The following is a 21,496-nucleotide window of genomic DNA, read 5'->3' on the forward strand; positions in this document are numbered from 1 at the left end:
TTACGTCAGTTGCGATTGCCGGGCGGGTAGCGCTCACGTGAGCAAACAGAAGTTTGGCGTCTGCCTACCTTCCCCCGGACTAAAGAGCGCATTTTTTGGGTGGCTCGAATTTAATCACGCCGACCTTTTTGCTTGCCAAAATGTAATTTTCGTCTCCAAGCGACGCATATCGATAGCTCGAATCACTCTTGCACTCAGTTCCGGGATACATGTCGAATTCATATATTGATTTTCCAATTGTCGAATTGATTCCCTCCGCATTCCGGCTAGCCATGTTGAAAAAAAACTTTGGCACCACAAGGGCAACTGATAAATAAAAAATAATCTGAAAAATGAATGTCAACGTAACATAACGACGCTTCGTCTCATTGACTTGAAAACCAAGCAACCATTTCATTAGTTGCGGGGTTTTTTGGATAAATTGCAAAACATAAATTAAAATTGGAAATAATAATACAAAGACCGGAATATAGATTGCGCCGGCAAAAACAAATAAAAAAGGTATTGCGGCGATTGCCAAGAATGAAAGTGTATGTGGGAACGTCGATGGTGGAACATGAGTCAAATCACCAATAACCCTCCCAGCCAAAGCGAAAGCGAAATTTGACCCAACGGCAAATCCGACGGCCAATAGGGCTTTCCCAACTAACGTCGTTGAAAGGCGAACGTAGATTCGAATAATATCGAAAGCAACAACGCCAAGACAGTATATGAAAAATAGCGCCAAAAGCGGAATAAAAGCCTGCTGCACATCTATTGCGTACACGTAACCCAGAAAGGGTGTGATTGCGATGATATTAAAATATAACTGCTGTTGGCGTTCAAGTCCCTCATAAAAATTGAGCGCTCGATATTTGAATATAACAAATAAAAATTTCAATGACCCGCTGCGAACAATCAAGGCAAGGGGAATGCCCAGCGCAAGAGTCACGACCGCATTAACGACAAAAAAATGGTGCAACCCGGCAGGAACGATAAAAGATATTGCCCAAAGAAATAAAAACACGAATAAACTTCTGAGCAGCAAGCCGCCAAGGAATTTCTTTGAATACTTCGATTTTAGGTTTTCAAGTGAATTTTCAACTGAGACCATCCTCCAATCCATCGGCAAATCTCCGCTAAATATAAAAAAGGGGTTACGCTGAGTCTTATCGGCAAGAAATCCAAAAAACTTGAAAGAACTCGATGCACTGCGAGAATGTGATATCAAGCATGTGCTTTGCATTAGCCTTTGCCAGCGTCGCGCCTGCCCACGATGCTGTCGATCACGGCTTGCTGGCGCGGCGTGGGCTTGTGCGTGAGGCAGGGCTCGGCGTCAAGCTCTCGTTCGAAGCAACTCCAAACAGTGTGGAAGGCACGACGCCGGAGCCGCGAGAGCCGAGCAGACTGCGAATCTGGTGCGCGCGCATGATGGTCGCGCGCAGCCGGTGAATCTCCCATCGCAACTCCAGCACAAGCGGCTGCGGGCATTCCTCCCAGATTTCGACAGGGCGGGTGGCCGTGAGCGGCGGGCGGTGCGGCATGTCATCAACTCGGACTAAATACTGTACGAATATACAGTATAACTAGACGCGGGCGCACGGAATCGGCGGCGGTGAATGCGCCGGCAGACGTCATGCGTTCAGCGAGTTCGGGGGGAGGGAGCGGCGTGGAATGGCTAGTTGGCCGCCCCGAGGGGCAGTAGCGGCGCCGGGGGCGGGGCACGCGCAGCGGCAATGCAGAACCGAAAAACGCGGTCCCCCTCCCCGCCTGCGCGCTTTTAAAAGGGATCGTTTTGACGCAGACGGCGCGCGGCCAGTAAGTCTCGCCACTGCTACAGCACGACCGGTTCCTCACGCGTCGAAGTTGACGCACGTAAACGCAAGAAAACAGCACTTTGACGCAATGTTTGCACCCCATGTCGCCTGAGGCGTCGAGCTTTTGAAACGTGCAGAAGCCCCGACTGTCGCCGGACCACACCCATCGCGTCAGGACGGGAAGGCAGACTTCCACATTCCCCCAAAGCCCGACTTAGACGGGCTGGTAGCGCTGGGCGTCACACGAATTTTGTCTTTTCGGGAGGCCTTTGACGTAAAGTTGTTGACGTTTTTGCGGAAAACATCCGAAAATCCCCAAAGTTTTCGGAGATATGCCATGTTGCTACGTTTCAGCGCTCAGAACCATCGATCCATAAAGGAAGTGCAAGAGATTTCTTGGATTGCGGCCACTCACCTGAGGGACGAGCTTCCTCATCCAGTCACCGGCCGACTTCAAAAGGAACCATCAACCGGCGTTCTGCCAATCCTCGTCCTATATGGGGCCAATGCCGCAGGGAAGAGCAACATGCTGGATGCACTTGTGACGTTTGCCCAAGGCGTTGAAGAGGCCGATGGCGATTGGACCGGTGCAAAGCAGATCATCTACGAACCGTTTGCGTTGGATGAAGAGTCCAAGCTGCAACCCACGACGCTTGAGGCTGACGTTGAGATTGAGGGCGTAAGGTATACGTATGGCTTCTCGTTCAACGCCGGCGGCATTGTCAGAGAATGGCTTTACTCCTACCCGAAGAAGGCCCGTAATATTTTATTTCAAAGAGATTTTCTCAGTGAATCGCCACACGCATACTTTGGCCCATCGCTCAAAAATGTCGACAAGACGTTGAGGCAGATGGGTGAGATAAGCACGTCCCTGTTACTTACACGGGCTCGTGAATTAGATCATTCTCAGCTAACCCCGATAGCCAAGTTCTTTAATGAACTAATAGGCCGCGTGAGAATGACGGAGGCGGCAGAAGAGTCTATAGCAAAAAGACTGCTTGAGTTTCCGGGCAAGAAACGTTTGCTGCAATTCTTATCAAACATTGATGCGGGCATTGTTGATTATGAGGTCGAGCAAACTGATACGTCGGTAAGTCGCCGTGAGATGTTCGCAAAAATGTCTGCGTTCATGCGAGAAACATTCCAGGTTGAACTGCCGTCCGAGATGAGTCAGGAGAAAGAGCACCGTCTATATTTCACGCACCGTGGTGCCGATGGAAAAACATATAAGTTGCGCTACGGAGTCGAAAGTTCAGGCACCAAGCAGCTCGTAAATTTGCTTCTGCCCATGACTGTAACCTTGGTGTTGGGAGGCGTGCTCATCATTGATGAGATCGCGACAAATTTGCATACGAAATTGGGGGAAAAAATCATTCAACATTTTACCGATCCAAAGTTGAACCCTAAGCACGCACAGCTGGTTTTTTCAACGCACGATACAAATCTGCTATCTAGCGATCTGCTTCGAAGAGATGAAGTTTGGTTTTCTGAAAAGAACGACGTTGGGGAAACATGTTGCTATCCTCTAACCGATTTCAGTGCCAGGAAAAAGGAAAACATAGAGAAAGGTTATCTCGAAGGACGATACGGGGCTATTCCTTTTTTTGGTCGTGATTTGACGCTGGTGAGCTGACCATGGCGCGCGCACCGAAACCATTCGGCCAGGATAAACCGCTCGAGCGGCGAGGGCCGCGTAGAGAACGGAAAATTGGAATTTTCGTTTACTGCGAGGGGGAGGTAACTGAGCGGTTTTATATTGAAGATTATTTTTCGAAAATCGCCAAGAACTCCGGGGTAGTGCTGCTTGACATCGCGGATGGCGCGGGGTCGCCAGACACAATCGTGAAAGCGTGTCTGGCGCATGAAGCTGAGGACGACGACACGATCGTCTGGGCGGTTTTTGACGTAGACGAGCACAAGGACTTGGATGCCGCGCTGGCAAGGGCGCGCGAAAATTCTATTCCTGTCTCTTTGTCCGATCCGTGTTTTGAATTATGGGGCCTGTTGCATGCTGACTGTTGTGATAAACCGATGTCACGAAAGGAAGCGCAAAGGGCGCTCGCGAAAGTGATGCCTGGTTTTCATCACGATAAAAACCCTCGCTTTGACTGGACTTGGTGTGTCGATAAAATTCCAGCCGCAATGAAAAATGCTGAGAGCGGCCTCCATAATCGCCTGAAGGAAAGATCGGTCGCTCCAGTGGCGAACCCGTCATCAAATTTTCATTATCTTCTCCTGTTCGCCGTCCAGCCTGACGAAGAGCATCGTAAGCTGATACTGGAAGCAGCTCGGAATGTATGCAGCCCACCGACCAAAAAGCCGGCCGCCGTATTCCCAGCGGTCGGCAAAGGCCCAGCGTCTCTGACCAAGAAAAAGCGGGGCACGAAACATTGATCCCATGCAACGGCGGCTCTTAAGCGTCAACCCGAGTTCGTTTGGCGAATAAAACTTGACCTCTGGGAGCCGCTGATTCACAGGCACGAGATCGAAGGCTGCGGGATTCCAACTCCCACCACACCACTCGCGGAAGAGTTCCTCAGGCGCCAGATCCACAGTCTCACGAATTCCCTTTCCCGGGAGAAGGTTCGACGAGATCGATGGTGTACGGCGCGAACCTTACGATATCGTCGCCCGCCCACTCGTTGAAAGCGAGAAATTGCGTCTGCAACGGCGCGATTTCATTGCGTCCGAACACCTTCGCAGCCGTATCGGCAGCGCCAAAGCCGCCCGTGTTGCTCGGCACAATGCCGAGCAGTTGCGGCGGCACGCGATGCGCGGCAAGCAGGTCGTCGCGCGTGATGTTCTTGATGTTGAAAAACTCGTCTTTCGCCGCGACTTCCGACACCGGAATGAGCTGCAATCCGTCTTTCTTGCCGTTCGGCGCGTAGTAAAACAGGTTGCGGAAATTGCCCGGGCCTTTTGCGCTCTTGAGCGCATCGCGCAGTGCGTCGACATCACCCTGATTCGCGGCCGCATCCGTGAGGTACAGGATAAAGCCCGCGTGACTGCCGTTCTCGTAGTAGCGCCGGCGAAAGAGCGTCGACGATTCATTGAGCCATGCCGCGTGCAGTGCGCCAAGGTACTCCGGCAGGCCGTACACCTCTTGATTGATGTCCGGTTCAATCAGATGATGCACCGACCCCGCCTCGAACTCGTGAACGGCTTTCCATCCGTCCGTCTGGACATAGCTCTCCAGGTCGGCGCGCCGGCGCATATATTTCGCCGGCGGCGCCGAGTACTGCAGCGTTCCGCCGAGCCTGTTCTTCTCCCGATTCAGGTACGCATTGCCGAACATCAGGAAATCGAGAGCCCAGCGCCTGAACGTGTCGCGCGAGAGCAGCTTGTGAGGGATGAACGTTGACGCGAGCACGTTGCGCTTGAAGTAAAGCGCCGATGCGTGATGCGTGCCAGCGCGAAACGACTTTGCGAGCCCCGTCCAGCTGATCGGCGGCTCAAACCATCCGTTGATCTGCACCAGCTCGGCATAGTCCAGCAGCTCGGCACGGTTGAGCACGGGCATGGGATCGCCGAACGTGAACGCCGTCGCCGGGGCGGCGCGCGATGCAATCGCTGCGGCTGGCGTGGTTTCGCGCGAGAGCTGCGTGCGCTTGTGTCTTGCCTTCATGCGGATATCTCCATAAAACCGGTATTGCGGGCCACAGTGCCTTCCAGCGGCTCGTTTGAAATTGCGTGGAGGGTTGCCCAGGCGAGGTCAGCGTGTCCGGTTTGCTCGTTGCGGCCTGCCTCATATGTGACCTGCCGGCCGCTCGCCGTAACGGTCTTTTTGATCGCCATGAACGCGGCCGCAAGGTCTGTCCAGCCGGCATCGAACTGCAGGCGCGCATTGCCGACGACAGAGAGCCCCTTGAGCACGAGACGCCCCTTTACCTCGGGCGAGTAGTTGAACGCCACCACGGCCGGATAGAACTGCTTCGCGAGCTGATAGACGCCCTGGCCTATGCCGGTTGTGTCGATCGCCATGTACGCGACGTGGTAGCGCTGTGTGATCTGCCGGATGGATTCGGCTTGCGCCTCGAAATCCATGCCGCGGAATTGGTGCTTTTCGAGCACGCGCAGCGGGCCGCCTTCGACCACGGGCGGCGCGACGACAACGCAGCCGGCCGAGTCACCGGAAAGGGCAGGGTCATAGCCGACCCATACGGGCCGATGGCCGAACGGCCGCAGCGTGAGCGGTTCGAAATCGGTCCATTCCTCCCACGAGTCGACCATGCAGCGCTGCAGGTTCGCCAGCGTGAATATCGACGCCGTATCGTCGATAAACTGGCACATGAGCAGGTTGGCGTATTCCTCGGCGCTGTATTCGAGCTGCAGCTCGGCGAGGTCGAACAGCGTGCAGCCGAGCCGCGCAGCATCCTCGACCGTGACGATCTGCCGCCATTGCCTGTCTTCGCACAGCCGGCCGTGCGCGAGCGCCTGGTGCGTGACATCGAAGTGAACGTGATCGGCCTTCGCGCGGCCGCGATTGATATGCTCACCGCTCCAGAACTTGTACGCCTCATGCCCGATGCTCGAAGGCGTCGAAAAGTACGTCTTGCGCCAGTGCTTGTGCATGGCCATGCCTGACGCGACTTTATTGAGCGCCGTGAATTTCGGCACCCAGAAATATTCATCGAAATAGAAGTTGCCGTGATAGCTCTGTGCGGTTCGCGCGTTCGTGCCGAGAAAGTAAAGAATCGCCTCGTTGGGTAGCGCGATCGGGTCGCCGCTCAGGTCGACATCGGCCGCCTCACGCGCAAACTGCGTGATGTACTGCTTGAATACGTGCGCTTGGGCCTTGCTCGCCGATAGAAAAATCTGGTTCCGGCCTGTGTTGAGCGCGTCGACAAGCGCCTCGCGTGCGAAATACCACGTCGCGCCGATCTGCCGCGATTTGAGGATGTTGCGCGTGCGCTGATCGCCGTTTCGATACCAGACCTTCTGATAGTCGAACAGCGAATCACGAAACGCGTCGTTGATCTTTTCGATCTGCGCTTCGCTGAACGTGTTGCGCGTCGACTTCTTCGGCGCTGCATTGCGCGCCTCGATGTTCGGATTCAGGTCCGATTCCTTCCCGGTCTCCCCGTATTTTCTCACCCGTGCGATGCGTTCGAGCTGCCGCATGAGCAGGTCGATTTCCTTGTAATCGCCCGGGTCCTTCTTTTCCTTGGCGATGAGCGCATTGACGCGCATTTCGGTCGTCAGCTCGATCGTGTCGATCGGCGCGGCCTTGTCCCAGCCGTCGCGCTGCTTCCACGTTTCGACGGTCGAACGTTTCAGCTCCAGATGACGGGCGATCGACGACACGCGCCAGCCCTGCCAGTAGAGGGCGCGTGCGGCCTTCTTTGGGTCCGCTGCTGTTGTCGTGATGTCGGTAGTTTCGAGCATGGCAGAAGCGTACCGGCCCGTCGCACGCGCGCGCAGAACTGCGATTTGTGCCCGGCCGCATCACGTTCTCACGTCGTTGTGAGCACAACCTCCGCACGGCACCATACATAAAAGAAGAAGCAACCCAAACATTCACCTGTCGGAGTACATACGATGTTCAAACGCAAGTTGTCGCTCGTGGCTCTCGCCGTTGGTTCGATGGCCTCGCTCATTGCGTTCGACGCTCACGCCGCTACGGCCACCGCGTCGGCGATCGGCGAAGGCCTGCAACATGGCGACATGCTCGCCGGCCTCGGCACCGCAGGCGCGGCGATCGGCCGCGGCATCGGCTCGACCTCCAACGCAGACGGCAACCACGCCAGCACGTCGAAATGGTTCCGCGTGGCCGTCGAAGGCGCGACCACGGACGGCCGCAACATCGAACGCGAATGGATTCAGCAGATGGCCGCGCAGTACAACACGGCCCTCTATGGCGCACGCGTGAACTGCGAGCACATTCGCGGTTATGCCCCCCTGTCCGATACGAACCCTTTCGGCGCGTACGGCGACGTGTCCGCGCTCAAGGCCGAAGCCCTCACCGATGGCCCGCTCAAGGGCAAGCTCGCGCTGTACGCGCAAATCACGCCGACGCAGGCGCTGCTCGATCTGCAGAAGTCGCGCCAGAAGCTGTACACGTCGATCGAAATCAACTTTTCGTTTGCCGACACGAAACAGGCCTATCTCATCGGCCTCGCTGTGACCGACAGCCCCGCGAGCCTCGGCACCGAAATGCTCGCATTCGCCGCCGGCCAGGGCGATAACAGCCCGCTCAAGGCGCGCAAGCAGGCACCCGAAAACGTGTTTTCGGCCGCCGAAGAAACCGTGATCGAGTTCGAGCCCGCGACGCAAACGCCGGCGGGCGCCGTTGCCGGCCTGTTTCATCGCGTGGGCGAAATGCTCGGCTTCGTGAAAGAGAAGGGCGCCACCGACGACAAGCGCTTTACGGACATCACGCAAGCCGTCGAACTGCTCGCGACGTTCTCGCAGGAACAGGCGAACACCGTGCAGGCGTACGCGGCGAAGCTCGACGAGCTGCGCGCCGAGCTGGACACCGAAAAGGCCGCGCATGCCGACACGTCGAAAAAGCTCGACGAGCTGACTGCAGCACTTTCGACGCAACCGGCCGGACAGCAACGGCCGCCGGCAACCGGCGCGACTGGCGTCCAGCAAACGGATTGCTGATCGCACGCCCCCCAAGGCCTTTCCCTCAACGTTTCGGAGAAACACCCCATGCGTAACCCGACCCGCGCCGCGTTCAATGCCTACGTGGAGGCGATCGCGCAACTGAACGCCGTACCCGATGCGACCGTGAAATTCACGGTCGACCCTTCCGTGCAGCAAACGCTCGAAACGCGCATCCAGCAATCGAGCGCCTTCCTGCAGCGCATCAACATGGTCGGCGTCGACGAGCAGAGCGGCGAGAAAATCGGCCTCGGCATCGGCTCGCCGATCGCGAGCACGACCGACACGAGCAAGCAGGACCGCACGCCGGTCGACCCGACCACCCTCGACGGGAGCGGCTATGTCTGCACGCAAACCAATTTCGACACGGCGCTGAAGTACGCGCGCCTCGATGCCTGGGCGTACTTTCCCGACTTCCAGACGCGCATTCGCGACGCAATCGTGCAGCGCACGGCGCTCGACCGCATCTGCATCGGTTTCAATGGCGCATCGCGCGCCGCAACGTCTGACCGCGCTGCGAAGCCTCTCCTGCAAGATGTCAATGTAGGCTGGCTGCAGAAGTACCGCGATAACGCGGCCGATCGCGTGATGCACGAAGCCGTCGAAGGCTCGAAAAAGGTCAAGGTCGGCACGGCCGCCGGCACCGATTACAAGAATCTCGACGCGCTCGTGCTCGACGCCCTGCAGCTGCTCGACGAGTGGTATCGCGACGATCCGGCCGTCGTCGTGGTGATGGGTAGCGCGCTGCTGCATGACAAGTATTTCCCGATCGTGAGCAGCGCGAACGTCGCGACCGAGCAGGCCGCGCTCGATATGGTTATCAGCGGCAAGCGCATTGGCGGCAAGCAGGCCGTGAGCGCGCCGTTTGTCCCGGCCAACACGCTGCTCATCACGCGCCTCGACAACCTGTCGATTTACTTCCAGAACGGCGCACGCCGCCGCTCGATCATCGACAACCCGAAGCGCGACCAGATCGAGAACTACGAATCGAGCAATGAGGCGTATGTCGTGGAGGATTACGGCTGCGGCGCGATCGTGGAAAACATCGAAATCGAACCGGCGGCCTGACCATGAGCACCCCCGCCCGACGACATCAGGCGCGCGTACGCGCCGAACAGGCGGCCGCCTCGGCGGCCCCCGGTCGAAGCCTCGCCGGCGCGAGCCATTACGAGCTGATGCTCGCAAAGCTCGCCGCCGATCGCCGCCGCCTGAAAGCGCTGCAATCCGTGGCGCGCAAGGTCGAGGTGAAACGCGAGGTATTGCCCGAATACGCCGACTATGTGAGCGGCGCGCTGAAAGGCGGGCGGGGCGCTCAGGATGACGTGCTGACGACGGTCATGATCTGGCGCGTCGACGCCGGCGACTATGCCGGCGCGCTCGACATCGCCCGCTATGCGCTGCAGTACGGATTGACGCTGCCCGCGCACTACGAGCGTGCGGCGCCGGCCGCGATCGCCGAAGAATTCGCCGACGCTGCGCTCATTGCGATCGCCGACGGCGGCACGTTCGACGTTGACCAGCTCAACGAAGTGCGCGAGCTGACCGAAGCGGTCGACATGCACGACCAGATTCGATCGAAGCTGTACAAGGCGCTCGGCCTCGCGGCGATGAAGCTGATCGGCGACGACCAGCTCGACGAAATGCACGATTGGGGTCGCGCAGCGCAAGCACTTCAGAACCTACAGACGGCGCTGCAGCTCAACGCGCGCGCCGGCGTGAAACAGAACATTGCTCGGCTCGAAAAGATGCTGAGCGATGCGGACGGCCGCCGCAAGGCCGCCCGCACGTAAAGAGCCCCCCCGGCAATGGCGGCACCGGCGTTCACTCCCTACACCTGACGGCAACGGGATTCGAACGCCGGTCCACCGCCACCTACCCAAAGCCCTGTCATGAGCAGCTTTATCGCCACCGAACCCACGGCCAGCAGCACGACGCCCGACCCGTCAACGACGCTCACAAATGACGGTTGGTTTCCCGACATCGAACTCGCCGTGCTGCGCGAAGAAACGCGCCTCGACGGCACCGTGACCGATACGCGCCTGCGCTCGGCCGCGCTCGATGCGATGGCGAGCTGTAACGCCGAGCTGGGATCGTGGCAGGCCTCGCAGCTCGCGGCGGGGTATGCAGACCTCGACGGCGTTCCGGCGCCGAAGCTCGGCGGCCAAAGCACGCACGTTATCCGGTATCGCCGTGCGATTTACAACCTCGTGCGCGCAGACCTGACCGAGCAATACCGCGGCCTTGACACAACCAAAACGGGCGGCCAGAAAGCCGAAGAACTCGAAGCGACGATATGCGAGGCGAGGCGCAATGTCCGCAATGCGCTCGCCGATATTCGCGGCATCCGGCGCACGACGATCGAGCTGATCTGATGAAAGTCACCGCACTGCAAGGCGATACCGTCGACGCGATCTGCTGGCGATACTACGGCCGCACCGATGGCACGGTCGAAGCGGTTCTAGAGGCGAATGAAGGCCTCGCCGATTACGGCGTCGTGCTGCCGCTCGGCACGCTCGTTGATCTGCCCGATCTGACGACCGTCCAAACCACGAAACCCCTGTTGCAACTGTTTGAGTGACGCGAGGAGCCGAACGCATGGCCGAACCGAACACCACCACCGCCGCAGCAATCTCGGCCGCGATCGGGCTCGCAGGCTTGGCTCCCGGTATCGACGGAAACGCGCTCATCGGTGCTTTCACGGGCGCCGCGCTCGTCGTCGTCACGTCGAAAGACATCGGCATCCTCAAGCGCGCCGCGTACATGCTCATCTCGCTCGTGATGGGCTACCTCGCCGCGCCGGAAATCGTCAACGCAACGCCGATCCGCTCCAGTGGCGTGGCGGCCTTTTTCGCGGCCGCGCTCGTGATTACCGTGACGCTGCAGCTGATCGAGCGCGTCAAAAGCGTCGACCTGCTTGCGTTCCTGAAGAAAGGGGGCTGACATGCACATCACCCTCGCGACGATCGCGCTCGTGGTGCAGCTCGCGGCCGCGCTGCTGCTGCTGACCTATCGCCGCAACGGCGCTCGCCACCGGCATCACGTTTCATGGCTCGCCTGGCTGCTCGTCGTCGTGCTCGGCGGCTCGTCCATCGAACTCGCACTGCACGCGAAGCAGGTCGGAATTTTTGAAGCAGGGAAGGCCGTTCTGCTCTCCCTGTTCGTCTTGTGCGCGCGCGGTAATGTCGCGCGCCTTTTGCGGAGTGATGCCCCATGAAAACGCACCGCCTCGGCGACTTTGGCGCCGACGTTGGCCTGCTTCAAACGCGCCTGAATCGCGCCGGCTATGCGCTCGCCGTGTCGCACGTCTACGATGCCGCCACCGAAGCCGCAGTAAGCGCGCTGCAGGCGAAAACCGGCCTCGTTGTCGACGGCATCGCCGGCCCCAAGACGTACGCCGCGCTCGCGACCGGCCAGCGCGACCCGAAGCACCTCGCCGACGCGGACCTCGTACGGGCCGCCGATACGCTCGGCGTGCCGCTCGCGTGCGTGCGTGCCGTGAACGAAGTCGAATCGACTGGCTCGGGCTATCTCGTCGACGGCCGGCCGAAAATCCTGTTCGAGCGTCATGTTTTCTGGCGCCGCCTCAAGGCGCGCGGCATCGACCCGGCACCGCTCGCCGCGAAATACCCGAACATCGTTTCCCAGACACCCGGCGGCTATCAGGGCGGCGCGGCCGAGTACACCCGGCTCGCGTTGGCCGAGCTGATCGACCCGGCGGCCGCATACGAGTCGGCGAGCTGGGGCGCGTTTCAGGTGATGGGCGAGAACTGGGAGCGCCTGGGCTATGCAAGCGTCGACGACTTCGTGAGCCGCATGGAGAACAGCGAGGGCGACCAGCTCGACGCATTCGTGCGCTTTGTGGCGGCCGACAGCAGCCTGCTTGCCGCTCTCAAGGCCTGCAAGTTCGGCCCGTTCGCCAAGGGCTACAACGGGCCGGATTGCGCCCGCAACCTGTACGACGTGAAGCTCACGCGCGCGTATGACAAATACGCCGGCACCGAAAAGGCGGCCGCATGAGCATCGCCGCAAGGATTGGCGCCGCGCTCGTCGCGCTGCTCGCCGTGGCGGTCGCCGTGTTCTACGTGCGCGAGCTGCGCGCTGAACTCGCCGAGAGCGCGCTGCAGCTCGCCGGCGCGAATCAGGGCATTGCCGACCGCGACGACACGATCAAGCGCCTGCAGGACGATGCGGCCGAAAAGGCGAAGCAGCGGAAGCAGCTCGACAGCACGCGCACCGCGATCGCTTCCCAGCTCGAGACAGTGCAGCAGGAAAACCGGAGGCTCAAGAGTGAAAACGCCGAGATTCGCGCATGGGCTGATACGCCTTTGCCTTTTGACATTGCCCGCCTGCACAACACTCCCGCCCAAACCGGCGCCGACGATTACGCTGCAGCAGTGTCAGACCGTGCCGCGCTGCACGCTCCCGGCGATGGCTCCGCGCACTAACGGCGACCTCGACGACGCGCTCACGATCGCACGCGCCGCATGGGCCTCGTGCGCGGCGATCGTCGACATGGTGTTCAACTGCCAGGAGAAGGGCACGAAGGGGAGCGAGGCGCATGATTAAGCCGGCAAGCCTGCGCGCGGCTATCGTCGCGGCGATTCCCTCTCTCAAGGCCTTGCCCGAAAACCTCACCGTGTTCATTGACCAGGGAAGTATCGCGGCCACGGGCGCGCGCTCGCCGTCGTTTGAATACCGCTATATCTGCAATGTCATGCTGCTCGATTTCGCAGGCGATTCCGACGATCTTTTCATCGCAATTGTGGAGTGGGCGCGGCGCTACCAGTCTGACCTGTTCACGAACCTCGACCAGCGCACGAACGGCATCACGTACGAAGTCGACATACTCGCCAACGCGACAGCCGACGTGTCCGTAAAGCTGCAGCTCACCGAGAGCGTCGTCGTCAAGGTCGGCGAGGATGGAAAGCGCACAATCACGCACGTCGACGACTCCCAGCTCGACGCGAATGGTCTTTCATGGTGCGCGCAGTACGCGGGCGATCCACTCGACGTGATCGCGCGCAGCGATCGCGATGGCTCTGAGGTTCCCGCGTGAGCGGCGCCGACGATCTGCAAGCCGTCGAAAGGTGGGCGGGCGCGCTGCTTATGCAGCTCTCGCCGGCGGGCCGTCGAAAGGCGATGCTCGACATTGCGCGCGAGCTGCGACGCAGCCAGCAGGCCCGCATTGCGTCACAGCAGGACCCGGACGGCACCGCATACACGCCGCGAAAGATCAAGGCGAAGAAAGACGGCAAGAAACTGCGCGGCAAGCGCGGGCGCATCAAGCGCGCGGCGATGTTCGCGAAGCTGCGCACAGCGCGATACATGCAAATCGAAGCGACACCAGCAGGCCTCGCGCTCGGATTCGCCGGCCGCGTTGCGCGTATCGCGCGCATTCACCAGCTCGGCGAAGTGGCGCCCGTTGCACCGGGCGGCCCCCAGGTGCGCTATCCGGCGCGAGTACTCCTCGGCTTTTCGCATACTGAGCGCGCTCTGATAAGCGATAAGCTACTCTCGCATCTTACGGAGAGCCCTTGAACATCGGAGCCTTCTTTTCGTTCATCGGGAATTGCAGGGGAGCGGCAAGTCCGTCAATCAATGCATGGGCGCCGGGCTTCAACTCTCCGAGAACGGATACGCTCGAAGCCGACTAACTGGACAACGGGCAAGACTAGCAGCGCAATGCGCGGATCCGATCAATCGCTTTCATCAGGTAGATTCACCGAACAAGAGCATGAGGCTGGTGCGAGCCTCAAAATATGCCCAGAGAAATCCTGCAACTCCATAGGCTAATCCGATCGATATAGCGACTGCCCCTCCGTTTTCCAATGGCACAAGAGCGCTATTCAGCGTGACGTCAAGTGCCGAGATGCCACTTCGGAGGCTACGAATTTCCGTTAAGCCAACGCCAACCAGTATTTTGGTTAGCCAGTCAGATATCTGCTCCAAGTTAGTATTTGGAGCCACATTCAGTGGAGCCTTCTGTTGCCGGACTTGACTGACTGAAGCCGTCGACGATGATGCATTAGGGGTGGGTGCTGCTGGTGCTGGTGCTGCTGCTGCTGGTGTTGGGGGGGGAGAGGAGGTGTTTTCGGTTGCTGGATTCACGTTGAGCGTCTGCGCAGACGCTGTCGCTACTTTGGAATTGGAATCCCCTGAGACCTTTGGATCGCCCGACTGCTGGCTGCCATTAGTTGCTGCCGAATCCGGAATAATCAGATTTCCAGCCACGCCAGTCATACTACGCGGTATTCCAAACAAAAAACCAAGAAACGCACCGCAAATAATCGATGCACCAGAAACCAATCCCATTGTTCCCAGAACTCGGAGGAGGTCCAAATGATTCGTCACACTTTTCGCGACTAGAATTATCCACACAAGGTTGCCAAACATAAAAATTATCAAAAACCAACGAACATGATTGCTCATGCTTTCTTTGTGAAAAAAAGTCCATCTCGTCTGTTGACTATCATTTCCCCGTTTCATGAGATCCTCCGTCCGCAGACCGGAAGCGCGCCGATAATTCACGAGCGCGCTTCGTTTTTAATGCACAGTGGGAAGGAATTCGAATGCGAAAAGACGAAGTCGTCACATCCCTTTATTTTCCAATCACCTAAATAAGAGCCCATCCAATAGCTGTGTCGATTGCCTTGGCGAGGACTGCCATCGCGGCGTTCCATGCATTTTGAATCATTAAATTTGTCAATCCTTCGACGGAAAATAGGACTCCACGTGCCGCTGCCTGATATTGGTCCATTAAGAATTCTGCGTTTACCTCGGTAATTGTTCCTTGACTCTTACGCGTCTCGATCTGACTAGCAACCGTCGTAAGATTTTCGAACTGATTTTCCGCGAAATCCCTCAGTTTAGGCCAATCGGCTCCTGCGGAGGTCTCTGCTGCTGATAACATATCCTGCGCAACTTGTCCCCAATCCATAATAAAATCTCCTATTTACTGGAAGATGAGTCACCGGTTTTTTTCGCCAATTCGAAGGTCAGAATTGACTGTATTAGAATGCCGGATGTCATGGTTAAGTCATTCAAATCCGCCACGCTAATAGGCGCATTTTTCAGTTGCTGTCGTTCCTGTATGGACATCTCCGGTTTTTTCGCGTTTTCGGGTGGCGTGCCTGTTGCAGAGGCTGTAGTGTTAGAAGTATTAAGAACCTGCGACGGATATTGGAGGATCGCCCCCTCAAGGTTAATTAACGAATTCGTTGTGGGTTGATTGTGAGGATTCGATTGCGAGCGCACTATTAATGTATCAAGCTGATTCTGTATTTTATTGTAATCATCCGCGGAATAAGTGGTGCTCGTATCTTGGCAAATAATTTGCGCAGGATCCTTTGGCAAAGGATTATTGCCGATGTGCGACCGCGTATCTTTCAATGCGCAATCACGCATTTTTGCGACTATTTGATTAACGGATGTCTGAACATCAGTAACGCCTTTATCCATGTCGGCGTCATAGTCCGACACCAAATGAATTGCGCAGCCCCCCGTAATGATTGACGAGACAAGAAGTGTTGAAAAGATAGCAAATTTTTTCTTGTTCATATTCCCCTCCAACTAAATTGCACTCGAATCTTTTTTTTGTTTTAGCGCAGCCCGAGTCGGTGTTCAAGATTTCTACTTGAATAAACATCATGTCGTATGAGCGGAAGCCGCTTGACAACTCGAAAACAAATTGCCGCAAAAGCATGCTCGATGCAGCACGATCTTGTCTGCATCATCAGTTCCAGCCACTCTAAGATTATGCATTTTGCATAAACGGAGTTAAGGATATCTAACAACAAGTGATACCACTTGGTTGGTGCGCCCCATAAATGACTTGGGGTGCTCGATGTCTGCGCCACGCTGGTTAGTCCCATCCATTCCTTGGAAATCCCCAAACTCCCTTTGTACCCAGCCCCCTGACACACGGGTCCGCTCGCCCCGCGCGCGTGCGGCCGGCAACATGAGCGGTATGGACGCCAACGAATTCCGCCGCCTCATCGTGAACATGATCCGCAAGGGTTCCGTGTTCGACGTTGACCTCACGAGTAACCCGCCAACCTGCCGGGTTTCCGTCGGCGACCCCGACGACGCCGACAATCCCGGCCTCACGACGAACTGGATTCCGTTCGCGACAACGCGCGCCGGCACAACCCGCGAATGGAACCCGCTCACGAAGGGCGAACAGGTCATTCTCCTGTGCCCGATGGGCGACCCCGCGCAGGGTATTGCCGTGGCCGGCATCAATTCCGACGCAGCGCCGGCGCCAAGCAACAGCCCCGACAAGCATCTGCGCGTCTACCCGGACGGCGCCCAGCTCGAATACGACCATGCAGCACACGCTCTCACGGCGACGCTGCCCGAAGGCGCGACCGTGCTGATCGTGGCACCGGGCACCGTGAACGTGCAGACGAAAGCCGCGAGTGTGCAGGCCGACGACATCACGCTCGACGCCAGGCAAACCACCGTCACGGGCGCGATGCTCGTCAAGGGTGCATTCGTGTTCGAGAACGGCATGAGCGGCCACGCAGGCGAAAGCGGCGGCCCCGCCGCGGTCATTTCCGGCACTGTCGCTGTAAGTGATGACGTGATCGCCGGCGGCAAAAGCTCGGCGCACCACAAACACCAGGAACAAGGCGACAACGCGCCGACGAGCGAGCCACTATGAAAGGCATGAACGCCACCACCGGCCGCGCGATTGTCGACCTCTCACACCTGTACCAATCGATCGCGAAGATTCTCACGACGCCGCTCGTGTCGTGCGTGAAGCGCCGCACGTTCGGCTCTGAGTTGCCCGACCTTGTTGATGCTCCGTTCAACGGCGCCACGCGCACGCGCCTCTATGCGGCCGTGGCAACTGCGCTGATGACCTGGGAGCCGCGCGTAACGCTGCAGCGCGTACAGCTGAGCATCGACGATGCCGGCGAACAGGTGATCGACCTCGAAGGCTATACGACCGTATCGGGCGACTCCGTTCGCACGAGTGTCAATCTCACGAACGGGACCGCAGCATGACGACCGCCAACCTCATCGACCTCGCAAGCCTGCCGGTTCCCGACGTGCTCGAAATCCTCGATTTCGAAACGATCTACGCCGAGCGCAAGGCCTCGCTCGTGTCGCTCTGGCCTGAAGACGAGCAGGCCGAGATTGCAGCGACCGTCGAACTCGAATCCGAACCGCTCGCGCGGCTGCTGCAGGAAAACAGTTACCGCGAGCTTGTATGGCGCCAGCGCGTCAACGATGCCGTGCGCGCCGTGATGCTCGCATTTGCCAAGGGAAACGACCTCACGCAGCGCGCGGCCCTGTTCGGCCTTCAACGCCTGATCGTCACGCCGGCCGACACCGCCAACAGCATCGCCGAAGTCGACGAAGACGACGACGACCTGCGTTTGCGCGTGCAGCTCGCGCCGCAGGGTTTCAGCGTAGCGGGGCCGGCGGCCGCCTACGAATCCAAGGCGCTTGCCGTCGACGGCCGCCTGCTCGACGCGACCGTGACCCGCCCGCAACCGGGCGACGTGCTCGTGACGCTGCTTTCCCGCGAGGGCGATGGATCGGTCGACGACGAACTCTGCGCAGCCGTCACGACGGCACTCAGCGCGGAGGATCAACGGCCGATGAATGACACCGTCTATGCGCGCTCGGCCGAAATCATTACGTATCGAATCCATGCGAAGGGTTACACGCGTTCGGCCGTGGGCGCTGACGTGCTGATCGAGCAGGCGAAGCTCAACGCGCAGGCCTACGCCGACAAGGTGCGCCGCCTCGGCGTGGGCGTGGCCGAGTCCGGCATCAAGGGCGTATGCCAGGCGGCCGGCCTCACGAAAACCGAGCTGATCGAGCCCGCCGGCGACATCGTGATCGGCGCGACGCAGGCCTCGTACTGCGTCGAAATCATCATTGAAATCGGCGGCATCTATGCCTGATCTGCTGCCACCGAACGCCACACCGCTCGAACGGCGCACCGCGACCACGCTCGCCGTGGTCGACGACGTGCCGACGATGGCGCGCGAGTACTGGAACCCGGACACCTGTCCGGCCGCGTTGCTGCCTTATCTCGCCGCCGAAGTGTCTGTCGACGGATGGGAACTCGCCGAATCGGACGAAGTGCGCCGCGCGCTCATCAAGGGCGCCATCCAGCTGCACCAGAAGCGCGGCACGCCGTGGGCCGTGCGCGAAGTAATCCGGCGCCTGGGCTTTGGCGAGATCGACCTGATCGAAGGGCGCAACGTGCGTCGGCGTGACGGCACTGCGCGCTATAGCGGCGAATGGGTTCACGGCAATGAACGGGGCGAGTGGGCGCAGTACATCGTTCGCCTGCATCGGCCGATCACACGCGACCAGGCCGACAGCCTGAAAGCCGTGCTCGAACGGTATGCGCCGAAGCGCTCAGAGCTGTATCTGCTCGACTACACCGCCGCACCACTGCGCCGCAACGCCACGGGCCGCTATGACGGTCAATACACGAGAGGGAGCATCGAAGCATGAGTTATCTACCCGAAACCGGCGATTGGGCTGACGGGATTTACCAGTTCGAGACATCGGACCCGGTACAGGGCGGCCTTGACGGGATCGACAACGTGCCGACCAAGCAGCTCGCGAACCGCACGAGCTGGCTGCGCCGCGCGTTGCAGTTCGGCCGCACGACCTACACGACCGACACCGGCACGAAAAACAACATTGTCGCGAACCTGTCGCCGACCATCACCGAACTCGTCGACGGCATGGAGGCATGTTTTCGTGTCGCCGTGACGAACGACAATTCCTGCACGTTCACGCCGACGAGCGCAGCGGGTAGCACGATTCCGAAGCTGCCCCTGCTCGGCGCCGATCATGCGGACCTCGGCGCGGGCGATCTGCCGGCCGGCGCGGGCGTGCGCGCGCGCCTTAATACGCAGCTCAACAAGGCGAACGGCGGCGCCTGGGTGATTCAATCCATCTCGGGCGGGACGGCGCGCATTGTGACGCCACCTGTCGGCGACAAATCGAGCCGGGCTGCAAACATGGCGGCCGTGTTCGCCGCGACGGACGGCCGCCAGGTTGTCGACGTGGGCGTTGACGACACGACGATCACGCTCACGGCCGCGCAGTATGGCGTTGCAATGCTCACGCTCTCGGGCACGCTCAAGGCCTCGAAAGACCTCGTATTCCCGGCGCAATCGGGTCAGTGGATCATCGAAAACAGCGCTGACGGCAACTTCAACATCACGGCGAAAGTCGCCGGCGGCACGGGCGTTGTGCTGCCGGCCGGCTCGCCCGTGATCGTGTGCAGTGATGGCGCGGCGATGAAGTTCGCGAGCGCGGGAGGCCAGGCGGGTTTTCGGCCTGTGCCGATCACGGGCATTACCGGCAACACGATCAACATTGTCGGCGGCTACACCCCCGGCGCCGTGATGCTCGAACGCAACGGCGCGCTGCAGCAACCCGGCACTGCCGCCTCGCCCGACTTCCTCGCGACGGACGGCCTCACGATCAAGCTCACCAACGCGGCGACGGCCGACGAGCAATTCACGGCTTACCTGTTCTCGACGTTCAGCGTTGCGGACGCTGTGAAGCGCTCAGGCGATGCGATGGGCGGCCCGCTCGCGCTGTATGCGGGCTCGACTGTCTCGGCGCCGGCGGCCGGCGACAACAGCCAGAACGTCATCAGCTCGGGATGGTTCAAGAGCGAAGCGGCGAGCGAGGCGAACATCGGCACCGCGAAGGTTGCGACGCAGGCGCAGACCAATGCCGGCACCGACGACGCGACGATCGTCACGCCGAAGAAGCTGCGCGCCGGCTTCTCTGCATCTTTGGGTGCGAGCGGGTATGTAGCGTTCCCGACGTGGATGGGCGGTTTCATCATCCAGTGGGGTGGCGGTGCGTCATCGACTAGCGCGGCCGTTGTGCAGAGCTTGCCAATCACCTATCCAACCGCGCACTGGCGTTGTCTTGCGTGCTCCGTTGACCAGGTGAACATCAACACCGTCTCCGTGAACAACTCCGCGAATTCGTCTGTGACTTTCTCCGCGTGGAGTGGCGGCGCGCGTGTCTCGACAACCGTTTATTGGCTTTCGATCGGGTGGTAATTCAAATGTCTCTCGCATCCAATCTTGCCGCCCTTGGGCGGGTTCTCACGGCCGCAGCAGGCGGCATTGTCAAAGCCATTGCGCCGGCCGCCGGCGACAGCAGTACGGCGCTTATCACCTCGGCTTGGTTCAAGGGCGAGCAGGCCGCCGAAGCAACGCAGGGCACCGCGAAGGTTGCCACGCAGGCGCAGACCAATGCAGGCACCGACGACGCAACGATCGTCACACCGAAGAAGCTGCGCGCAGGGTTTGCAATCTCGCTTGGCGCGATTGGCTATATCGCGTTTCCGACCTGGCTCGGCGGCGTGATTATCCAATGGGGGATGACGACGGGTAGCGGCACCTCTGCGGGCGCCGTAGTGACGTTGCCGATTGCCATGCCTACCGCAATTTGCCAAATCGTGACGTCCGATAGCGGTAGTTCGCTTTTTACGGGCGGCACGTTGTGGACGGGTAAAACGCAATTCACTCTCTACACCGGCAACTCTGGCGGCGGGTACTACTCAACCGGCGTCCTGCGATGGATCGCAATCGGCTACTAACTGAGGAAAATCATGGGCCAAAAATACGCAACTTTTAATGACGCCACGCGGGCAATCACCGGCTTCTACGACGACGCTATCAGCTCGCCGCCGCAGGGCTCGCCGGCTGTAAAGCTCACGGCCACGCAGTACAGCGCGATGCTCGAAGGGCAGAGCGCCGGCAAGCTGCCGGGCGTCGACGCGAGCGGCAATCCCGTGCTGCTCGATCCTGCGCCGCCATCTGGCGACGCGCTCGCCGAGCTGAAGCGCGTCGAACGTAATGCGGCCATCACGGCGACCGACTGGATCGTTGCACGCCACCAGGACGAGCTGGCGCTTGGCGGCGCCACCACACTCACGGCCGAGCAATACGCAACGCTGCTCGCGTATCGAAAGACCCTGCGCGATCTGCCCGAACAGGCCGAATGGCCGAACGTTGAACTGCCGGCCGTGCCGGATTTCGTCACGGCCCTGTAACGGCCGCCTTTCCTCTCTCACCCTCATCGGAGAAATT

28 protein-coding genes are annotated in these 21,496 nt (G+C 59.4%); 21 read left to right on the top strand and 7 right to left on the bottom strand.

The genetic code is table 11. From position 1 onward, the window contains the following. Positions 1 to 79 precede the first annotated feature (79 nt). A complete protein-coding gene (locus U5A52_RS40075; protein WP_321939768.1) occupies positions 80 to 1,105 on the bottom strand; it encodes a hypothetical protein in 1,026 nt (341 codons plus the stop codon). A gap of 160 nt (positions 1,106 to 1,265) precedes the next feature. After that, positions 1,266 to 1,523, bottom strand: coding sequence for a hypothetical protein (locus U5A52_RS40080; protein ID WP_321939770.1), 258 nt, complete (start codon positions 1,521 to 1,523; stop codon positions 1,266 to 1,268). Between the two features lie 610 nt (positions 1,524 to 2,133). On the opposite strand from U5A52_RS40080, the gene U5A52_RS40085 reads away from it, so the two are divergent. Together U5A52_RS40085 and U5A52_RS40090 are read left to right on the top strand one after the other, a co-directional pair. Then, positions 2,134 to 3,429, top strand: a complete 1,296-nt coding sequence (locus U5A52_RS40085; RefSeq protein WP_321939771.1) for an ATP-binding protein — start codon at positions 2,134 to 2,136, stop codon at positions 3,427 to 3,429. A 2-nt stretch (positions 3,430 to 3,431) separates the two neighbouring features. Continuing rightward, the gene (locus tag U5A52_RS40090; RefSeq protein WP_321939772.1) at positions 3,432 to 4,190 is read left to right on the top strand and encodes an RloB family protein; all 759 of its coding nucleotides are present in this window, start codon (positions 3,432 to 3,434) and stop codon (positions 4,188 to 4,190) included. Between the two features lie 163 nt (positions 4,191 to 4,353). On the opposite strand, the gene U5A52_RS40095 is transcribed toward U5A52_RS40090, so the two are convergent. Together U5A52_RS40095 and U5A52_RS40100 are read right to left on the bottom strand one after the other, a co-directional pair. Next, positions 4,354 to 5,421, bottom strand: a complete 1,068-nt coding sequence (locus U5A52_RS40095) for a phage portal protein (protein ID WP_321939774.1) — start codon at positions 5,419 to 5,421, stop codon at positions 4,354 to 4,356. Next, a complete protein-coding gene (locus U5A52_RS40100) occupies positions 5,418 to 7,181 on the bottom strand; it encodes a terminase ATPase subunit family protein (RefSeq protein ID WP_321939776.1) in 1,764 nt (587 codons plus the stop codon). Before U5A52_RS40100 ends, U5A52_RS40095 begins: the two co-directional genes overlap by 4 nt. A 153-nt stretch (positions 7,182 to 7,334) precedes the next feature. On the opposite strand from U5A52_RS40100, the gene U5A52_RS40105 reads away from it, so the two are divergent. The 12 genes from U5A52_RS40105 (at position 7,335) to U5A52_RS40160 (ending at position 13,940) form a co-directional block, all read left to right on the top strand. Then, positions 7,335 to 8,402, top strand: a complete 1,068-nt coding sequence (locus U5A52_RS40105) for a GPO family capsid scaffolding protein (RefSeq protein WP_321939777.1) — start codon at positions 7,335 to 7,337, stop codon at positions 8,400 to 8,402. Positions 8,403 to 8,450: 48 nt separating this feature from the next. Next, positions 8,451 to 9,470 carry a phage major capsid protein, P2 family gene (locus U5A52_RS40110; RefSeq protein WP_321939778.1) on the top strand — a complete coding sequence of 340 codons (1,020 nt, stop codon included), beginning with the start codon at positions 8,451 to 8,453 and terminating at the stop codon, positions 9,468 to 9,470. After that, positions 9,467 to 10,192, top strand: a complete 726-nt coding sequence (gpM, locus tag U5A52_RS40115) for a phage terminase small subunit (RefSeq protein ID WP_321939828.1) — start codon at positions 9,467 to 9,469, stop codon at positions 10,190 to 10,192. The genes U5A52_RS40110 and gpM overlap by 4 nt, the downstream gene beginning before the upstream one ends. Positions 10,193 to 10,291: 99 nt before the next feature. After that, positions 10,292 to 10,774, top strand: a complete 483-nt coding sequence (locus tag U5A52_RS40120; RefSeq protein WP_321939780.1) for a head completion/stabilization protein — start codon at positions 10,292 to 10,294, stop codon at positions 10,772 to 10,774. Next, positions 10,774 to 10,980, top strand: coding sequence for a tail protein X (locus tag U5A52_RS40125; protein WP_321939782.1), 207 nt, complete (start codon positions 10,774 to 10,776; stop codon positions 10,978 to 10,980). The genes U5A52_RS40120 and U5A52_RS40125 overlap by 1 nt, the downstream gene beginning before the upstream one ends. A 17-nt stretch (positions 10,981 to 10,997) precedes the next feature. Then, positions 10,998 to 11,342, top strand: coding sequence for a putative holin (locus U5A52_RS40130; protein WP_321939783.1), 345 nt, complete (start codon positions 10,998 to 11,000; stop codon positions 11,340 to 11,342). Between the two features lies 1 nt (position 11,343). Then, positions 11,344 to 11,616 carry a phage holin family protein gene (locus U5A52_RS40135; protein ID WP_321939785.1) on the top strand — a complete coding sequence of 91 codons (273 nt, stop codon included), beginning with the start codon at positions 11,344 to 11,346 and terminating at the stop codon, positions 11,614 to 11,616. Beyond that, positions 11,613 to 12,419 (top strand): N-acetylmuramidase family protein, encoded by an 807-nt coding sequence (locus U5A52_RS40140; protein ID WP_321939787.1) that lies wholly within the window; start codon positions 11,613 to 11,615, stop codon positions 12,417 to 12,419. Before U5A52_RS40135 ends, U5A52_RS40140 begins: the two co-directional genes overlap by 4 nt. After that, positions 12,416 to 12,847: an Rz-like lysis system protein LysB gene (gene lysB / locus U5A52_RS40145; protein WP_321939788.1), complete on the top strand. Its 432-nt coding sequence runs from the start codon at positions 12,416 to 12,418 to the stop codon at positions 12,845 to 12,847. Before U5A52_RS40140 ends, lysB begins: the two co-directional genes overlap by 4 nt. Beyond that, entirely contained in the window at positions 12,735 to 12,968 is a 234-nt protein-coding gene (gene lysC / locus U5A52_RS40150; RefSeq protein WP_321939790.1) for an Rz1-like lysis system protein LysC, read from the top strand. Before lysB ends, lysC begins: the two co-directional genes overlap by 113 nt. Further along, positions 12,961 to 13,458 carry a phage tail protein gene (locus U5A52_RS40155; RefSeq protein WP_321939792.1) on the top strand — a complete coding sequence of 166 codons (498 nt, stop codon included), beginning with the start codon at positions 12,961 to 12,963 and terminating at the stop codon, positions 13,456 to 13,458. The genes lysC and U5A52_RS40155 overlap by 8 nt, the downstream gene beginning before the upstream one ends. After that, positions 13,455 to 13,940 carry a phage virion morphogenesis protein gene (locus U5A52_RS40160; RefSeq protein ID WP_321939794.1) on the top strand — a complete coding sequence of 162 codons (486 nt, stop codon included), beginning with the start codon at positions 13,455 to 13,457 and terminating at the stop codon, positions 13,938 to 13,940. The genes U5A52_RS40155 and U5A52_RS40160 overlap by 4 nt, the downstream gene beginning before the upstream one ends. Positions 13,941 to 14,111: 171 nt before the next feature. On the opposite strand, the gene U5A52_RS40165 is transcribed toward U5A52_RS40160, so the two are convergent. From U5A52_RS40165 to U5A52_RS40175, 3 genes are all read right to left on the bottom strand, one after another. After that, on the bottom strand, positions 14,112 to 14,888 hold the full coding sequence (locus tag U5A52_RS40165; RefSeq protein ID WP_321939796.1) for a hypothetical protein: 777 nt from the start codon (positions 14,886 to 14,888) through the stop codon (positions 14,112 to 14,114). Between the two features lie 127 nt (positions 14,889 to 15,015). Further along, a complete protein-coding gene (locus tag U5A52_RS40170) occupies positions 15,016 to 15,339 on the bottom strand; it encodes a hypothetical protein (protein WP_321939798.1) in 324 nt (107 codons plus the stop codon). A gap of 11 nt (positions 15,340 to 15,350) precedes the next feature. After that, positions 15,351 to 15,959 carry a hypothetical protein gene (locus tag U5A52_RS40175; protein ID WP_321939800.1) on the bottom strand — a complete coding sequence of 203 codons (609 nt, stop codon included), beginning with the start codon at positions 15,957 to 15,959 and terminating at the stop codon, positions 15,351 to 15,353. Positions 15,960 to 16,368: 409 nt separating this feature from the next. Here U5A52_RS40175 and U5A52_RS40180 point away from each other — a divergent pair, with 409 nt between their 5' ends. Genes U5A52_RS40180 through U5A52_RS40210 form a run of 7 tightly spaced genes read left to right on the top strand, consistent with a single transcriptional unit; the run spans position 16,369 to position 21,459 of the window. Then, the gene (locus U5A52_RS40180; protein WP_321939802.1) at positions 16,369 to 17,064 is read left to right on the top strand and encodes a phage baseplate assembly protein V; all 696 of its coding nucleotides are present in this window, start codon (positions 16,369 to 16,371) and stop codon (positions 17,062 to 17,064) included. Beyond that, positions 17,061 to 17,411 carry a GPW/gp25 family protein gene (locus U5A52_RS40185; RefSeq protein WP_321939804.1) on the top strand — a complete coding sequence of 117 codons (351 nt, stop codon included), beginning with the start codon at positions 17,061 to 17,063 and terminating at the stop codon, positions 17,409 to 17,411. Before U5A52_RS40180 ends, U5A52_RS40185 begins: the two co-directional genes overlap by 4 nt. Then, entirely contained in the window at positions 17,408 to 18,319 is a 912-nt protein-coding gene (locus tag U5A52_RS40190) for a baseplate J/gp47 family protein (RefSeq protein ID WP_321939806.1), read from the top strand. The genes U5A52_RS40185 and U5A52_RS40190 overlap by 4 nt, the downstream gene beginning before the upstream one ends. Then, on the top strand, positions 18,312 to 18,881 hold the full coding sequence (locus tag U5A52_RS40195; protein WP_321939807.1) for a phage tail protein I: 570 nt from the start codon (positions 18,312 to 18,314) through the stop codon (positions 18,879 to 18,881). Before U5A52_RS40190 ends, U5A52_RS40195 begins: the two co-directional genes overlap by 8 nt. After that, positions 18,878 to 20,461, top strand: coding sequence for a hypothetical protein (locus U5A52_RS40200; RefSeq protein WP_321939809.1), 1,584 nt, complete (start codon positions 18,878 to 18,880; stop codon positions 20,459 to 20,461). Before U5A52_RS40195 ends, U5A52_RS40200 begins: the two co-directional genes overlap by 4 nt. Beyond that, on the top strand, positions 20,440 to 21,003 hold the full coding sequence (locus tag U5A52_RS40205; RefSeq protein WP_321939811.1) for a gp53-like domain-containing protein: 564 nt from the start codon (positions 20,440 to 20,442) through the stop codon (positions 21,001 to 21,003). The genes U5A52_RS40200 and U5A52_RS40205 overlap by 22 nt, the downstream gene beginning before the upstream one ends. Before the next feature lie 12 nt (positions 21,004 to 21,015). Beyond that, a complete protein-coding gene (locus U5A52_RS40210; protein ID WP_321939813.1) occupies positions 21,016 to 21,459 on the top strand; it encodes a phage tail assembly chaperone in 444 nt (147 codons plus the stop codon). Positions 21,460 to 21,496 lie beyond the last annotated feature (37 nt).

Source organism: Paraburkholderia sp. J8-2, assembly GCF_905220195.1.
In the GTDB taxonomy this organism is placed as follows: domain Bacteria; phylum Pseudomonadota; class Gammaproteobacteria; order Burkholderiales; family Burkholderiaceae; genus Paraburkholderia.

Bases quoted from the DNA above. Each gene is read 5' to 3' on its own strand.
- U5A52_RS40110 (WP_321939778.1), top strand. From the start codon at position 8,451: ATGCGTAACCCGACCCGCGCCGCGTTCAATGCCTACGTGGAGGCGATC.
- U5A52_RS40130 (WP_321939783.1), top strand. From the start codon at position 10,998: ATGGCCGAACCGAACACCACCACCGCCGCAGCAATCTCGGCCGCGATC.
- U5A52_RS40190 (WP_321939806.1), top strand. From the start codon at position 17,408: ATGACGACCGCCAACCTCATCGACCTCGCAAGCCTGCCGGTTCCCGAC.
- U5A52_RS40165 (WP_321939796.1), bottom strand. From the start codon at position 14,888: ATGAAACGGGGAAATGATAGTCAACAGACGAGATGGACTTTTTTTCAC.
- U5A52_RS40080 (WP_321939770.1), bottom strand. From the start codon at position 1,523: ATGCCGCACCGCCCGCCGCTCACGGCCACCCGCCCTGTCGAAATCTGG.
- lysB (WP_321939788.1), top strand. From the start codon at position 12,416: ATGAGCATCGCCGCAAGGATTGGCGCCGCGCTCGTCGCGCTGCTCGCC.
- U5A52_RS40200 (WP_321939809.1), top strand. From the start codon at position 18,878: ATGAGTTATCTACCCGAAACCGGCGATTGGGCTGACGGGATTTACCAG.
- U5A52_RS40140 (WP_321939787.1), top strand. From the start codon at position 11,613: ATGAAAACGCACCGCCTCGGCGACTTTGGCGCCGACGTTGGCCTGCTT.
- U5A52_RS40075 (WP_321939768.1), bottom strand. From the start codon at position 1,105: ATGGATTGGAGGATGGTCTCAGTTGAAAATTCACTTGAAAACCTAAAA.
- U5A52_RS40170 (WP_321939798.1), bottom strand. From the start codon at position 15,339: ATGGATTGGGGACAAGTTGCGCAGGATATGTTATCAGCAGCAGAGACC.
- U5A52_RS40100 (WP_321939776.1), bottom strand. From the start codon at position 7,181: ATGCTCGAAACTACCGACATCACGACAACAGCAGCGGACCCAAAGAAG.
- U5A52_RS40195 (WP_321939807.1), top strand. From the start codon at position 18,312: ATGCCTGATCTGCTGCCACCGAACGCCACACCGCTCGAACGGCGCACC.
- U5A52_RS40090 (WP_321939772.1), top strand. From the start codon at position 3,432: ATGGCGCGCGCACCGAAACCATTCGGCCAGGATAAACCGCTCGAGCGG.
- U5A52_RS40095 (WP_321939774.1), bottom strand. From the start codon at position 5,421: ATGAAGGCAAGACACAAGCGCACGCAGCTCTCGCGCGAAACCACGCCA.
- U5A52_RS40155 (WP_321939792.1), top strand. From the start codon at position 12,961: ATGATTAAGCCGGCAAGCCTGCGCGCGGCTATCGTCGCGGCGATTCCC.
- U5A52_RS40210 (WP_321939813.1), top strand. From the start codon at position 21,016: ATGGGCCAAAAATACGCAACTTTTAATGACGCCACGCGGGCAATCACC.
- U5A52_RS40180 (WP_321939802.1), top strand. From the start codon at position 16,369: ATGGACGCCAACGAATTCCGCCGCCTCATCGTGAACATGATCCGCAAG.
- U5A52_RS40120 (WP_321939780.1), top strand. From the start codon at position 10,292: ATGAGCAGCTTTATCGCCACCGAACCCACGGCCAGCAGCACGACGCCC.
- U5A52_RS40105 (WP_321939777.1), top strand. From the start codon at position 7,335: ATGTTCAAACGCAAGTTGTCGCTCGTGGCTCTCGCCGTTGGTTCGATG.
- U5A52_RS40085 (WP_321939771.1), top strand. From the start codon at position 2,134: ATGTTGCTACGTTTCAGCGCTCAGAACCATCGATCCATAAAGGAAGTG.
- U5A52_RS40175 (WP_321939800.1), bottom strand. From the start codon at position 15,959: ATGAACAAGAAAAAATTTGCTATCTTTTCAACACTTCTTGTCTCGTCA.
- U5A52_RS40135 (WP_321939785.1), top strand. From the start codon at position 11,344: ATGCACATCACCCTCGCGACGATCGCGCTCGTGGTGCAGCTCGCGGCC.
- U5A52_RS40185 (WP_321939804.1), top strand. From the start codon at position 17,061: ATGAAAGGCATGAACGCCACCACCGGCCGCGCGATTGTCGACCTCTCA.
- U5A52_RS40125 (WP_321939782.1), top strand. From the start codon at position 10,774: ATGAAAGTCACCGCACTGCAAGGCGATACCGTCGACGCGATCTGCTGG.